11 protein-coding genes, 1 tRNA gene and 1 riboswitch are annotated in these 14,471 nt (G+C 68.6%); of the genes, 4 read left to right on the top strand and 8 right to left on the bottom strand.

Annotation, left to right across the window (positions count from 1 at the left end; genetic code table 11):
• Positions 1–36: 36 nt before the first annotated feature.
• Positions 37–1,290: an efflux RND transporter periplasmic adaptor subunit gene (locus tag ACFWZ1_RS02875; protein WP_439665379.1), complete on the bottom strand. Its 1,254-nt coding sequence runs from the start codon at positions 1,288–1,290 to the stop codon at positions 37–39.
• Between the two features lie 236 nt (positions 1,291–1,526).
• Positions 1,527–4,265 (bottom strand): phosphoenolpyruvate carboxylase, encoded by a 2,739-nt coding sequence (ppc, locus tag ACFWZ1_RS02870; RefSeq protein ID WP_439665378.1) that lies wholly within the window; start codon positions 4,263–4,265, stop codon positions 1,527–1,529.
• A gap of 151 nt (positions 4,266–4,416) precedes the next feature.
• Positions 4,417–4,491, top strand: a riboswitch (S-adenosyl-L-homocysteine riboswitch).
• 50 nt (positions 4,492–4,541) lie between these two features.
• Between ppc and ahcY the strand changes: the two genes are divergently transcribed.
• The gene (gene ahcY / locus ACFWZ1_RS02865) at positions 4,542–5,981 is read left to right on the top strand and encodes an adenosylhomocysteinase (protein ID WP_439665377.1); all 1,440 of its coding nucleotides are present in this window, start codon (positions 4,542–4,544) and stop codon (positions 5,979–5,981) included.
• 266 nt (positions 5,982–6,247) lie between these two features.
• Here the strand turns inward: ahcY and ACFWZ1_RS02860 are convergent, their stop codons facing one another.
• Positions 6,248–7,840 carry a sensor histidine kinase gene (locus tag ACFWZ1_RS02860; RefSeq protein ID WP_439665376.1) on the bottom strand — a complete coding sequence of 531 codons (1,593 nt, stop codon included), beginning with the start codon at positions 7,838–7,840 and terminating at the stop codon, positions 6,248–6,250.
• A gap of 257 nt (positions 7,841–8,097) precedes the next feature.
• Here ACFWZ1_RS02860 and metF point away from each other — a divergent pair, with 257 nt between their 5' ends.
• The 3 genes from metF to ACFWZ1_RS02845 all read left to right on the top strand — a co-directional run bounded on the left by metF (position 8,098) and on the right by ACFWZ1_RS02845 (position 10,436).
• Complete coding sequence (metF, locus tag ACFWZ1_RS02855) at positions 8,098–8,922, top strand: methylenetetrahydrofolate reductase [NAD(P)H] (protein ID WP_439665375.1); 825 nt, start codon at positions 8,098–8,100, stop codon at positions 8,920–8,922.
• A gap of 37 nt (positions 8,923–8,959) precedes the next feature.
• Complete coding sequence (locus ACFWZ1_RS02850; RefSeq protein ID WP_439665374.1) at positions 8,960–9,457, top strand: DUF4124 domain-containing protein; 498 nt, start codon at positions 8,960–8,962, stop codon at positions 9,455–9,457.
• 61 nt (positions 9,458–9,518) lie between these two features.
• Entirely contained in the window at positions 9,519–10,436 is a 918-nt protein-coding gene (locus tag ACFWZ1_RS02845) for a branched-chain amino acid transaminase (RefSeq protein WP_231323471.1), read from the top strand.
• 120 nt (positions 10,437–10,556) lie between these two features.
• Here ACFWZ1_RS02845 and ACFWZ1_RS02840 read toward each other — a convergent pair whose 3' ends face one another.
• The 5 genes from ACFWZ1_RS02840 to ACFWZ1_RS02820 form a co-directional block, all read right to left on the bottom strand.
• Positions 10,557–11,846, bottom strand: coding sequence for a sensor histidine kinase (locus ACFWZ1_RS02840; protein WP_439665373.1), 1,290 nt, complete (start codon positions 11,844–11,846; stop codon positions 10,557–10,559).
• Complete coding sequence (locus ACFWZ1_RS02835) at positions 11,830–12,516, bottom strand: response regulator transcription factor (RefSeq protein ID WP_091340102.1); 687 nt, start codon at positions 12,514–12,516, stop codon at positions 11,830–11,832. The genes ACFWZ1_RS02840 and ACFWZ1_RS02835 overlap by 17 nt, the downstream gene beginning before the upstream one ends.
• Positions 12,517–12,815: 299 nt before the next feature.
• A complete protein-coding gene (rimK, locus tag ACFWZ1_RS02830) occupies positions 12,816–13,694 on the bottom strand; it encodes a 30S ribosomal protein S6--L-glutamate ligase (RefSeq protein ID WP_231323467.1) in 879 nt (292 codons plus the stop codon).
• Positions 13,691–14,182, bottom strand: coding sequence for an ATP-dependent zinc protease family protein (locus tag ACFWZ1_RS02825; RefSeq protein ID WP_231323465.1), 492 nt, complete (start codon positions 14,180–14,182; stop codon positions 13,691–13,693). Before ACFWZ1_RS02825 ends, rimK begins: the two co-directional genes overlap by 4 nt.
• A gap of 101 nt (positions 14,183–14,283) precedes the next feature.
• A tRNA-Gly gene (locus ACFWZ1_RS02820) sits at positions 14,284–14,357 on the bottom strand.
• Positions 14,358–14,471 lie beyond the last annotated feature (114 nt).

Below are 14,471 nucleotides of genomic sequence, written 5' to 3'. Positions count from 1 at the left end.
GTGGTGGGCTCAAGCCCAACCTTCGGGGTCCTGACTTCATTCGATGCGGATGCGGTCATAGCCATCCCACTGGCCGGTGTCGGAAAGAATGACCCGGTCCCCGGCCTTCAGGCCACGCAACACCTGCACGCGATCGACCGAGGCGGCGCCCACGCGCACCGGCACGCGGGTGGCAGTGTCGCCGGCCGGGTCGAAACGGAACAGGCTCAGGTCGCTGTCGGGCTTGGCCAGCGCCGGGCGCCCGACCGACAACACGTGATCCAGTTGGGCGATGCGGATGCGACCGTCGACGGAAAGGTCCGGCCGCGCGCCGGCAGGCAGCTTGCCGGTCAGCGCCACGTCGATCTGCACGCTGCCGTTGCGCACGGCCGGATCGATCCGTTCCACGCGACCGGCCACGATGCCGTTGTGCGTATCCACGCCGACCGGCATGCCCATTGCCACGTCCTTGGCCTGCACTTCGGGCACCTGCAGTCGCGCGATCAGCACGTCGGGCCGGGCCACGCGCGCCAGGCTGGCCCCTTCGGCGACGCGGGCGCCCTCCTGCACGGCCACCTCCTGCAGCACGCCGGCGATGCCGGCGGTGACGTCAAGCGCATCGGCCTGGCGCTGGCGCAGCACCAGGTTGCTGCGTTGCTGTTGCGCGTGCGCCTGCGCCGCGTCCATCTGCGCCTTCATGCTCCCGGCAAAGCTGTCCACGCGTTCCTGCTCGATCTGCATGCGCGACTTCAATTGCTTCAGCGCGATCAGGCCCTGCTCGTACTGCACGCGCGGGATCAGGTCCTTCTGCACGGCCTTGGCGTCGGCCTGCGCCCGGACCTGCGCCTGCGCGTAGTCGGACTGCGCCTGCGCCAGCGCGGCGCGTTCGTCCAGCAACTGCGAATGCAGTTCCGCGCGCTTGGCGGCGACCTCCGCTTCGGCCGCCGCCACCTGGGCCTGCGCGTTGCGCAGCGCGTCCTCGACTTCCGGGTTGGCCAGGCGCATCAGCACGGTATCGGGCGCCACGGTGGCACCGGGCCAGATAAGGATCTCCTGCACCTGCGCCGCGGTGGCCGCCGCCAGCCAACGGCTGGAGCGCGGCACCAGCGTGCCGGTCGCACGCACTTCCTGCAGCATCTCGCCCTGTTGCACGGCATCGATCCACAGGCTGGAGCGATCGGCCGTCGGCAAGGCCGGCCCCAGGCGCGCGATCACGATGGCAAGGGCCACGGCCGCAAGCACTCCCGCGGACATGCCCCAACGCAGGCGGCGACGTTTGCGGAGTTTCAGGGCGGTGTTGGCGATGTCCATGCAAGCACCGTGGCAAGCAGCGTGCCAATGCGCGCAAGAGAGGCCGGCCGGGCTTTTTCCACCGCGGGTGCACGCCGCGTCGTCCGTTTCCGGATCGCGCCATCCGCTGGCGGACACGGCGCGGGTCCCTGGCGCTGGTGACTTGCCCTGCCGATGCCGGGCGCGGCGAATCCCGCGTCTCCGCCGCCGGCTGGACTGCCGCCGGGGTCCGCCGGCCCTGCCCCCGAAGCTTGGAATCAGCCGGTGTTCTGCAACCCCTGCGAGACGCCGTTGACGCAGGCGACCAGCGCACGCAGCAGCGCTTCGTCCTCGCTGCCGCCATTACGCCAGCGCGCGAGCAGGTCGACGGTGAGCAGGCTCATGGGATCGACGTAAGGGTTGCGCAGGCGAATCGAGACCGCCAGGCGCGGGTTGTCGGACAGCAGCCCATCGCCGCCCTTGAGCTTGAGGAGCCAGCGACGGGTGCGCTCGAATTCCTCGCCGATCATCGCGAAGAACGGCGGGTGCAGGTCGCCGGCCAGGCGCGAGAACGCCTCGGCGATGTCGAGATCGCACTTGGCCAGCACCATCGCCACGTCGTCCAGCGCGTTGGCAAAGAACGGCCAGTCGCGCGCCATCTGGGCCAGGGCGTCTTCGCCAAACGCGGCCGCGCCCTGCTCCAGCGCGGTGCCCAACCCGTACCAGCCGGTGATGATCGAGCGGCACTGGGTCCAGGCGAACACCCAGGGGATCGCGCGCAGGTCCTGCACGCCGCGCATGCTGCGGCGGCTGGCCGGACGCGAGCCCAGGGTCATGCGCTCGACCACGTCGATCGGCGTGGCGGTGCGAAAGTAGTCGACGAAGCCCTCGCGTTCGACGAGCGCGCGGTAGTGCTGGCGGCTGTGGGCAGCGAGCGCCTCCATCTGATCGCGCCACTGCGCTTCGCGCGGCTCCTGCGCGCGCGGGCGCAACGAGGCCCGCAACACGGCGCTGACGGTCTGCTCCAGGTTGCGCAGCGCCAGCGCGCGGATACCGTACTTGCGATGGATCACCTCGCCCTGCTCGGTCACCCGCAGCACGCCGGCGACCGAGCCGCGCGGCGAGGACATCAGCGCGGGCGCGATGCGCGAGCCGCCGCGGCTGGCCGAGCCGCCGCGACCGTGGAAGAAGGCCAGGTGGATGCCGGCTTCCTTCGCCACGCCGAGCAGCTCGGCCTGCGCGCGTTGCAGGGCCCAGCGCGAGGCGAGCGTGCCGCCATCCTTGCCGCTGTCGGAATAGCCGAGCATGACCCACTGGCGATCGCCGCGTGCGCGCAGGTGGGTACGGTAGACGGGATCGGCGAGCAGGGCGCGCAGCGTGGCGGGGGCGTGCTTGAGGTCGTCGACGGTTTCGAACAGCGGCGCGATGTCCAGCGGTACCGCCGTATCGGTTTGCCCGCCGGACACGGACTGCGCGCGGGCAGGTTCGATCAGGCCGCCGTAGCGCGCCAGCGCGAGCACCGCCAGAACATCGGCCGCCGAGTGGGCCATGCTGATGATGTACAGCCCGATCGCCTCGCTGCCGTAACGGCGGCGGGCGTCGCCCAGCGTGGCGAACACGTCGTACAGCGCGGTCACCGCCTCGGCATGGCTGATGGCGAAGCGCTCCTGTCCGGCAGCATGGGCGCGCAGTTCACGCGCTCGATCAGCTGCCGGCCGGCTCGCCCAGTCGGCATCGTCGAGCAACGCGGCCAGTGCGTCGTCGTGTACGCGCGAGTCCTGCCGTACATCGAGCCGCGCGAGGTGGAAACCGAAGGTACGCACGCGCCAGATCAGCCGGCGCACGGCATAGGCGCCGGCGTGCAGGCCGCAGTGGCCTAGCAGGCTGTCGTCGATCAATTGCAGGTCGTCCAGCAATTCGGCCACGGACGCATAACCCTCCACACCGTTGTCCCCGGTCGCTTCCAGTCGGGCGCCGATCAGCGTGAGCAGGCAGCGGTAGGGCATGTCCGCATGGCGCGGTCGGATGCGTGCGGCGGCCTGCGGAAAGCGCTCACGGTAGTCGTCCAGGCGTGCGGCAAGTGCGGGGTCGACCGCTACCCGCCCGCGGGTCTGGCTGAGCAGTCGCGCGAGGCTCGCGACGTCGGCGACGTAGCGCTCCAGCACGTGGGCGCGCTGGGTCGCCAATGCGGCGGCGATGGTTTCCGCGCCAACGTTCGGATTGCCGTCCATGTCGCCGCCGACCCAGCTGGCGAAGCCGAGCAGTCGCGGCAGCGGCATGGTCACGCCATAGACTTCCTGCAGGGCGGCCGCCAGCGATTCGTACAGCGCCGGCACGATGCGATAGATCGGGTTGGAGAGGTAGAAGCCCACGTGATCGTGTTCGTCCTGCACGGTGGGACGCACCGGCGAGGCCTCGGCGGTCTGCCAACCGGTGGACAGCGCCATGTAGATGCGGTCCTGGTCCTCGGCGCATTCCTGCGGCGTGCGGCCCGGGTCGAATCCGTCGACCAGCGCGCGCACGATCGCCTGCTCCTTTTCCAGCAGCGAACGGCGCATCGCCTCGGTGGGGTGTGCGGTGAATACCGGCTCGATCCACAGCCGCGCCAGCCAGCCCAGCAATTCGTCCGCGCCCACGCCTTCGCGCTTGAGCCGACCCAGCACGTCCAGCAGGGATTCGGGCTGCGCCGGGCCGCCCTCGCGCTGGTAGTCGCGGCGGCGGCGGATGCGGTGCACGCGCTCGGCGATGTTGACTGCCTGGAAGTAGGTGGCGAAGGCGCGCGCCAGCGCTTCGGCCTGGTCCGCGTCCAGACCATCGAGCGAGCGCGCCAGCGTGGCCACCGGATCGCCCTCGCGGCGGCGGTGGATGGCCGCCTGGCGCACCGCTTCCACCCGTTCGAAGAAGCGCTCGCCACCCTGCTCGGCAAGCATCTGGCCGACCAGTTGGCCGAGCCGGCCGACGTCCTCGCGCAGGGGGCCGTCGTGGGGCAGGTAGTCGGTGTCGCGGCTTGCTTCCATGGCGGCTCCCGGTGAGTTTGCCCAAGACTAGCCAATCGGCCGCCAACACCTTGTGGGAGCGTCCGCGGGCGCGACCCGGGGCGGTGCCGGTCGCGCCCACGGGCGCTCCTACAGAGAAATCGCACGGACGGTATAATGAGCGCCTTTCGTGCCCACCGAGGGGCGCTGCGACCGTCGTGGGACGGCCAGGCTCGGCGGACATGTGCAGCAACGGCGCTCACCCATGCGGACCTTCGCCCGCACAGGCCAAGGTTCCCCAAAGAACCGGAGACAAGCATGAACGCCGCCATCCAGGCCCACCCCGACCACGACTACAAGATCCGCGACATCTCGCTGGCCGACTTCGGCCGCAAGGAGCTGGACATCGCCGAGCACGAAATGCCCGGCCTGATGTCGATCCGCCGCAAGTACGCCCCGCAGGCCCCGCTCAAGGGCGTGCGCGTGACCGGCTCGCTGCACATGACGATCCAGACCGCGGTGCTGATCGAGACGCTCAAGGACATCGGCGCCGACGTGCGCTGGGCCTCGTGCAACATCTTCTCGACGCAGGACCACGCCGCCGCGGCGATCGCCGCCTCCGGCACCCCGGTGTTCGCCTGGAAGGGCGAGACGCTGGAGGAATACTGGGACTGCACGCTCGACGCGCTGTCCTTCCCCGACGGCAAGGGCGGCTTTCTGGGCCCCCAGCTGGTGGTGGACGACGGCGGCGACGTCACGCTGCTGATCCACAAGGGCTACGAGCTCGAGAACGGCAGCGACTGGGTGAACTCCGCCTCGGGCAGCCACGAGGAACAGGTCATCAAGAACCTGCTCAAGCGCGTGCACAAGGAGCGCCCGGGCTACTGGCACACCGTGGTCAAGGACTGGAAGGGCGTCTCCGAGGAGACCACCACGGGCGTGCACCGCCTCTACCAGCTGGCGCAGGAAGGCAAGCTGCTCGTCCCGGCGATCAACGTCAACGACTCGGTCACCAAGAGCAAGTTCGACAACCTGTACGGTTGCCGCGAATCGCTGGCCGACGGCTTGAAGCGCGCGATGGACGTGATGCTGGCCGGCAAGGTCGCGGTGGTGTGCGGCTACGGCGACGTCGGCAAGGGTTGCGCACATTCGCTGCGTGCCTACGGCGCGCGCGTGGTGGTCACCGAGATCGACCCGATCAACGCGCTGCAGGCGGCGATGGAAGGTTTCGAGGTCAACACGGTCGAGTCGACCCTGGGTCGCGGCGACATCTACGTCACCACCACCGGCAACAAGGACGTGCTCACGCTTGCCCACATGCAAGGCATGAAGGACCAGGCGATCGTCTGCAACATCGGCCACTTCGACAACGAGATCCAGGTCGACGCGCTGAACGCCTCGGGCGCCGAGCGCCTGAACATCAAGCCGCAGGTGGACAAGTACACCTTCAAGGGCGGGAATTCGATCTTCCTGCTGGCCGAAGGCCGCCTGGTGAACCTCGGCTGCGCCACCGGCCATCCGAGCTTCGTGATGTCCAACTCCTTCTCCAACCAGACGCTGGCACAGATCGACCTGTGGGCGAACAAGGACCTCTACGGGCCGAAGGTCTACATCCTGCCCAAGAAGCTGGACGAGGAAGTGGCGCGCCTGCACCTGGAGAAGATCGGCGTGAAGCTGACCACGCTGACCAACGAGCAGGCCGCGTACCTTGGCGTGCCGGTGGAAGGTCCCTACAAGGCCGACCACTACCGCTATTGAGCGATCCACCGCTCTGCAGAGGAAAGGGCCGCAGCGATGCGGCCCTTTTTTCTTTCCCCCACGCGATCCGGCTACCCAACACGCTCCACTCAACGCGAGAGCATCGGAAACGGACGCGCGGCGACGGGTCGGGCGCCGGCAAGCCTGGCCCGGATGCGTTCACGGATGGCCCGGGTTTCGGCCTCTGCACCGCCTCGAACTTCGCCATGCCCATCAGTGGCCGGATCTCGGCTCGCTTCGTCCCGCTGCGCTATTCGGCGCACGCATTACCCGGCCTCGTCGGCCGTGAGCGGGATCTCGATATCGCATTCCACCCCAGCCGTGGGGTAGCGGATCGATGTCTTCCCGTGCAGTTCCGCCTGGATGCCGCGCTCCAGCAGGCGCGTGCCGAAGCCCTGGCGCTTCGGGGGCGTGACCTGCGGGCCGTCCCGTTCCAGCCATCGCAGGTGGAGCACGCGCAGGTCCCCCGCCTGTTCGACGCTCCAGCCCAGGTCCACCCGACCGGACGGCGTGGACAGGGCGCCGTACTTGGCAGCATTGGTGGCAAGCTCGTGTATCGCCATGCAGAGCATCAGGCCGACCCGCGGCGCGACGATGGTGTGACTTCCCTCGAGCGCGACGTTGGCCTTGCTGAGGTAAGGCGCGACGCAGGCCTCCAGCAGCTCGTGGAGTTCGGCGTCCGCCCAACTGCGCCGGCTGAGCTGGTCGTGGGCTCGGCTCATCGCCAGGATCCGGCCTTCCACGGCATGCCGAAACTCCTCCACGTTCCGCGCGCTCTTGGCCGCCTGTATCACCACCGACTGCACCGAAGCCAGGGTGTTCTTCACGCGGTGGTTGAGCTCGTCCAGCAACAGCTTCTGCCGCTGCTCGGCCTCCTTCCGCTCGGTGATGTCCACCAGCATGTTGATCGCCCCCGTCAGTCTCCCCGACGGGTCCCGCAGGGGTGTCGGATAGGGCATGAACCAACGTCGCGTGCCATCGGGACGTTCGGCGATCGCTTCGGCGCCGCGGACCGGCCGGCCTTCCTTCAGCGCGACCGCCATCGGACATACCTCGTGCGGCAGCGGCGACCCATCCGGATTGAGCAGGCGCCAGGTGACGCACCAGTGATTCCCACTTTCGGGGCGACGTCCGGCGAAGTCGACGGCAGCCTCGTTGTAGAAGTCGATCCTGCCGTCCGGGTCGGTGGTGTAGATGGCGGCGGGAAGCGCTTGCAGCAGCTGCTGGAAGCGGTGCTCCGATTCGCGCGCCCGATGGAGGCTTTGCAGCGCGGCGCGGCCGGCCTCGTGCGCATCGAGCAGCTTGACCGTCCGGTAGGCGGCCGAGGCGAAGCGGCCCATGCTCTCGAGCTGACGCAGGTCCTCGGCGTCGAACCTGCGATGTGTGCCGTGGGCGATCACCCAGATCGTACCGACCGCCTTGCCGTCGACGCGGAACGGCACCAGCAGCCCCTCCTCCGCGAGCGGCACCGCCTCGGCGAGGTAGGGATAGCGCTTTTCCCAGCGGCTGAAGAGCAGCGGTGCGTCGCGGTCGAGCACATCGCCACACGGCCCGAAGTCGCGCGGGGTGCCGCCTCCCAGGTGCGGGCTCCAGCCTCCCGCGATCGCGGCCCAGTAGAAGGCGTCGCCGTCGTCGGTGAGCAGGCTCATGCCGGCCGAGTCGGCGTTCAATGCATCGAGCATCGTGTCCGCGAGCGTCTGCAGGATCGACTGCGGCGCTTCACCCAGGGCCTGGGTGAGCCTGGCGAGCGCGCGGTTTTCGTTCTCGTAGTCGGGGGCGCGGTTCGGCCGGCGCCACAGCTCGTCGGTTCTCAGGATAGCTTCCAGCGGTACCACGCCGCCGTCCGCGCTCGTGGTCATGGGCAAATGCCCGGCGCGTGGTGGGGCCGCGATCGGCGACTGATCGCCGCGTGCGCTCGTCATTCGACTCGTCTCCAGTGACCCAGCGGCCGGCCGCGATGGCAGGGGAAGCGCCGCGCGGCATCTTCCGGCAGCGGACGACAGCAGGCCGGACGGGAAAGACTAGCATCCGGGCCTCTGGAGCAAGCGGCCCAAACCATCTATCGCTTCATCGCGATGAACGTATAATGCCGCCCACGCACCGCAGGAATGCACCGATGCCGGCCATCAGTTTCGAATTCTTCCCACCCAAGACCGACGAGCAGCGCGCCCAGCTCGACCGCGCGGCACAGATGTTGAGGACACACGCGCCCGACTACGTTTCGGTGACCTTCGGCGCGGGCGGTTCGACGCTGAGCTATACCGGCGACACCGTGGCGCGGCTGCATCGGGAGCACGGCCTGCCGGTGGCGCCGCATCTGTCGTGCATGGGCGGCACCAAGGCGGAGATCGCCGCGTTGCTGGACGGCTATCGCGCCGCCGGCTACCGGCGCATCGTGGCGCTGCGTGGCGACCTGCCCTCGGGCATGGCCTCGCCGGGAGACTTCCGTTACGCCGCGGAACTGGTCGCCTTCATCCGCGAGCACTCGGGCGACCATTTCCAGATCGAGGTGGCCGCGTATCCGGAAACCCACCCGCAGGCGGAGGACGCGCTGCGCGACCTCGCCCATTTCAAGGCAAAGGTCGACGCCGGCGCGAACGGCGCCATCACGCAATACTTCTTCAACCCCGATGCGTATTTCCGCTTTGTCGACGACGTGCGGCGGCTGGGCGTCGGCGTCCCGATCGTGCCGGGCATCATGCCGATCACCAACTTCAGCCAGCTCAAGCGCTTTTCCGATGCCTGCGGCGCGGAGATCCCGCGCTGGATCGTCAAGCGCATGCAGGCCCACGGCGACGACGCCGAATCGATCCGCACGCTCGGCGCCGAGGTGGTGGCGCAGCTGTGCCGGCGCCTGCTCGACGGTGGCGCGCCGGGGCTGCACTTCTACACGCTGAACCGGGCCAAGGCGACGCAGGCGGTTCTTGCCCAACTGCACTGAAGCGTCCACGCCGGGCGGCTATGCTCGGGCGATGCCCATGCTGCGCCTCGCCCTGTTGCTCTTGCTGGTTCTGGCCGCCCTGCCCGCCCGCGCACAGTCGCCGATCTACCATTGCATCGCCGCCGATGGGCATCCGGTCTTCACCGACCAGCCCTGCGCCGCTCTACAGGCCACGCCCGCGCCGGCCTCGTCGGCTGCCGCGGAGGCACCTTCGCTGCGCCCGCCCGCGGTCACCTGCGCCGCCGATGTGGACCAATTGCGCGGCGCGGTGATTGATGCGTTCGCCAACGCCGATGCCAACCGCCTGGCCGGACTCATGCTCTGGGGTGGTTATGGCGAACACGCCGTGGTGAGCGACATCGGCGCACTGGCTGCACTCATGCGACGGCCGCTGGTCGGCATCGACCTGCCGCCGGACGGAAGCGGTTCGGAACTGGTGGTGAGCACGGTGCCCGACGAGGGCAGCACGGAAAGCGGCGAAACGCGTTTTGCCATCGAGCCCCGCGCCGGCTGCCTGTGGTTGCGCCAGGAGTAGGCACGCGCGGGCGATGGTGCCCAGCGGTTATGATGGGCGGTCCCCTGCAAGGAGAACCGTCATGGCGCAGCAATACCCCGAGTGGATCTGGCAGAACGGCACGATCAAGCCGTGGCGCGAGGCCACTACCCACGTGATGTCGCATGCGCTGCATTACGGGTCTTCCGTGTTCGAAGGCATCCGCAGCTACGCCACGCCCGATGGCGCGGCGATCTTCCGCCTGACCGACCATTTGAAGCGCCTGTATCAGTCCGCGCGCATCTACGACATGGTGCTGCCCTACTCGCAGGACGAGCTGGCCACGGCCTGCCGCGACGTGATCAAGAAGAACGGCCTGACCGCCGCCTACCTGCGCCCGGTGGCGTACCGCGGCCTGGGCGGCTTCGGCCTCTCGGCCGAGACGCCGATCGACGTGGCGGTGGCGGCGTGGCCGATGGGCCCGTACCTCGGGCCGGAGGCGCTGGAACAGGGCATCACCGCCTGCGTGTCCAGCTGGCAGCGGTTCGCGCCCAACACCATTCCGGCCGGCGCCAAGGCCGGCGGCAATTACCTCTCCGGCCAGCTGATCGCCCGCGAGGCGCGCCGCCTGGGCTTCGGCGAAGGCATCGCGCTGGCCAACACCGGTCTGCTCAGCGAAGGCGCGGGCGAGAACCTGTTTCTGGTGTTCGACGGTGTGCTGCACACCACGCCGGCCAGCGCCTCGATCCTTACCGGCATCACGCGCGACACGCTCAAGGCGCTGGCGCACGAGGACGGCATCGAAGTGGTCGAGCGCGACCTGCCGCGCGAGTACCTGTACCTGGCCGACGAAGTGCTGATGTGCGGCACCGCCGCAGAGGTCACCCCGATCCGCTCGATCGACGGCAAGCAGGTCGGCAACGGCACCGCCGGGCGCGTGACACGCCGGTTGCAGGAGCTGTATTTCGGCCTGTTCGATGGTCGTACCAATGACCAGTGGGGCTGGCTGGAGCCGGTCTGACCGACACCGCGATTCGCAGGCTGGGCGCGACAACGAAAGGCCGCAGAGATGCGGCCTTTTCGTTTTCATGAGCAGGCTTGCCGCGAGCCCCGGCTCTCCCTCGAGGGGAAAGCGCGCAGGTCAGGCCGGCTCGAACACCAGGCTGGCGATGGCGCCGTTGGCGTCGCTACGTGGACGCATCGATACCTGCCAGCCGTACAGGTCGCACAGCCGGCGCACGATCGCCAGGCCCAGCCCCGCGCCGCTGCCACCAGCGCCCTCGCCACGCACGCCGCGCTGGAACAGGCGCTCGGCATCCTCCGGCTTGATGCCCGGGCCGGTGTCGATCACCTCGATGCGGCCGGCGCCCACTTCGACCCGCACCTGGCCTTCCAGGGTGTACTTGATGGCGTTGCCGATCAGATTGGTAAGTGCGACCGACAACACCGAAGCCGGCGCATTCACGCTCACCGGCTCGCGCACGGCCAGCTCGATGCCCAACGGCTTGTCGCGCATCTGCGGACGCTGGCTCTCGATCACGTCGGCGGCCACCCTGGCCACCTCCGTGGTTTCACCGCGCGTGGGACCACGCCGCTCCGCGCGAGAGAGCAGCAGCAGCGCCTCGATCAGCTCGGTGGCCTGGCGCGAGGCGCGCTCGATGCGCTTCAACCGTTCGCGCAGCTTGTCGGTGAGGTCGGGCGAACCCTGCAGCAGCTCGGTGGTGCTGGCGATCACCGCCAACGGCGTGCGCAGCTCATGGCTGACGTCGGAGTTGAACTCGCGGTCGCGCTCGACCATCGCGGTCAGCCGCGCGGCGTACTCGTCCAGCGCCAGTGCGAGTTCGCCGACTTCGTCATCGGCAAAATGCGGCGCCAGCGGATCGGCCTTGCCCGCCTTGCGGAAATCGCGCAACCGCGCGGCCAGCTCGCTGACCGGCTTGAGTACCTTGCGCGACAGCCACAGACCCAGCACCAGCGAGAGCAGGCCGAACAGGAAGACCGCGCCGATCACGCTGATCAGCAGTTGCTGCTTGCCCAGTTCGTCGCGCGAGATGTCGTAGCGCAGGAAGCTGTAGATGCCGTTCTTGTGCTCGACCGCGAGCTTGTAATGGTGGGTCTTGCCGTCCGCGCCGGTATCGCTGACGTCGTGGACCCCGTTCTCGAGGTGCTGCCACTCGAGCGGGGCCTTGTAGATCGTCCGATCGCTCCAGGTCCACGCTTCGACGATGCCGAACTTCGGCTGGCGATCCGGATGCTCGTGCACCTGCCGGTTGAGGTTGTCCACCTCGTCGAGCAGCGTGGCGGTAACGAGCTGGTCTTCGACGCGCGCGCGGATGTTCAGGGCCGAAAACGCAAACAACGCGCTGAGGCCGAAGCCGAACAGCGCGAAGGAGACGATCAGGCGGAAACGCAGCTTACGCCTGGACAGCATCCGGCTCGACCATGCGGTAACCGATGCCGTGGCGCGTGTGGATCAGCGGCTTGTCGAACGGCTTGTCGATTGCCGCGCGCAGGCCATGGATGTGCACGCGCAGGGAGTCGCTGTCCGGCAGTTCCTCACCCCACACGCGCTGTTCCAGGTCCTGGCGGGTGACCACCGACGGACTGGCTTCCATCAGCGCCTGCAGGAGTTTCAGGCCGATCGGATTCAACTGGATCGACTTGCCGTCGCGGCTGACGGTGAGGGTGTCCAGGTTGTAGGTGAGGTCGGCGACCTTAAGCACGCGGCTCTGCGGACCCTTGCCGCGGCGCGCCAGCACTTCCAGCCGCGCGGCCAGTTCCTGCAGCGCGAACGGCTTGGTCATGTAGTCGTCGGCGCCGGACTCGAAGCCGGTGAGCTTCTGCTCCAGCGCGTCGCGCGCGGTCAGCATCAGGACGGGCGTCTGCTTGTGCGCCTCGTGACGCAGTTTGCGGGCCACGTCCAGGCCGTCCATGCCCGGCAGCGTGAGGTCGAGCACGATCACGTCGAAGTCGTGCACCACGGCCAGGTGCAGGCCGGTCACGCCGTCGCCGGCGAAATCGACCACGTGGCCGCGATCCTCGAGGTAATCACCGATATTCGTCGCGATATCGCTGTTGTCTTCGATCACAAGGACACGCATGCGCCACTCCAGAGGCCAAGGGAGCAAGCTTAACAAGCTTGCCTTACGGGTAGCCGGCTCTTTCCGAGCCGCGGCCAATAAAAAGGCCCAGATGCCCGACTCATCGTCGCCGCACCTGGGCCCAAGCTTACTGCCCCGATACCGAATCTGCCGGCTTCGACCAGGCGGTCGCCGCCAGCACATTGCAGTGGAGCCTTTATAGGGCCCGGGCGGTTACGGTGCGGTTAACCGCATCTCACACGGCCGTTAACGGACGTGTCCGGCACGCCCGTTCTAGTGCAGTTCGCGTGAAGGAAAGCTCAGCCGCCGGCCTGCTCTTCCAGGTGGCGGATGATGTGGCCGGAGACATCCACCCCGGTGGCCGTCTCAATCCCTTCCAGCCCGGGGGAGGCATTGACCTCCAGCAGCAGCGGGCCGCGATCCGAACGCAGCAGGTCCACGCCGGCGATTCCCAGGCCCAGCGCGCCCGCGGCGCGGATCGCGATGCGCTTTTCCTCCGCGCTCAGGGTGGCCTTCACCGCACTGCCGCCCCGATGAAGGTTGGCGCGGAAGTCGCCAGGGCTCGCCTCGCGCTGCATCGCGGCGATCACCTTCTTGCCGACCACGAAGCAGCGCAGGTCGCTGCCCTTTGCCTCGGCGATGAACTCCTGCACCAGGAAGTTGGCGTACAGGCCGCGGAAGGCCTCGATCACGCTCTGCGAGGCGCTGCGCTTCTCGGCCAGCACCACGCCGGTGCCTTGGCTGCCCTCGTTGAGCTTGATGACGTGCGGCGGCTCGCCGAGCATCGCCAGCACGTCGTTGGTGTCGTCGGGGTTGTCGCCGAACACGGTCACCGGCATGTCCAGCCCGTGCGAGGCGAGGATCTGCAGGGCGCGCAGCTTGTCGCGCGCGCGCAGCACCGCGTCGGAGGAATTGGGCGTGTACACGCCCATCATCTCCAGCTGGCGCAGTACCGCCGTACCGTAGAAGGTGGTGGTGGTGCCGATGCGCGGGATCACCGCATCGATGTCCCGCAACGCCTTGCCCTTGTAGCGGATGGACACGTTGTTCGGCGCGATGCGCACGTAGCAGCGCAGCGGGTCGAGTACGCGCACCACGTGGTTGCGTTCGCGCGCGGCCTCGACCAGCCGGCGGGTCGAATACAGCCGCGTATTGCGCGAGAGGATCGCGATCTTCATGGAAGCTGACCGTGGTGACGTTCGTGGGCGACCCGCGCCACCGCTTCGGCGAAGGCCGGTTGCGGGCGCGGCTGGGTATAGGAAAGCGAGGGATCGACCGCAAAGCGCCCGAGCAACGCACTGCGGCCCAGCAACATCGGGAACAGCATGTGCCGGCGGTCGGTGAGGCTGACCTCGATCGGGTAGCACGCGCCGGCCAGCGACACGTCGGTGCGCACGAACCAGCGCTCGGTGCCGTGCCCGCCGGTGTCGGTCACGACGCGCCGGCCCAGCGCCTGGGCCTCGCACTGCACGACGCGCGGATGACGCCGCCCGAGGGTGAGCGAGAACCGCAACCAGGTGGCGCCGCCGCGATCGTGCGCCTCGAGCGTATCCACGTGCAACGAACTGGAACGGGCGCCGGTATCGAGCTTGGCCTTGAGCACGTCGATGCCCAACTGGGGCAGAGCCAGGCGTTCCCGCCAACCGAGGGTGATCACGTCTGTCATCGCTGCACGGATGGGTGTCGGGAAGGCCGGAAAGCGTGGCGGCGCGTCCCCTCAAGGGGAAGTGAAAACAGCCCGACCAGGCGGACGGGCTGCGTGCAGGCTGGAGCGGGTGAAGGGAATCGAACCCTCGTCAGTAGCTTGGGAAGCTACAGCTCTACCATTGAGCTACACCCGCGTTCGCCGCCGATGGTAACCCGGGAGGCGGGAGTTGGGGAACGGGCGCGGACGCGTCGGGGCAGGCGCGCTACCCGCATGGCGCATGAACCGCACATGGCGGCCGGCTGAACCG

Source organism: Frateuria sp. GZRe14 (assembly GCF_051900395.1).
Taxonomy (GTDB): Bacteria; Pseudomonadota; Gammaproteobacteria; order Xanthomonadales; family Rhodanobacteraceae; genus Frateuria_A; species Frateuria_A edaphi.
This window is presented reverse-complemented; position numbering and strand designations above follow the sequence as displayed.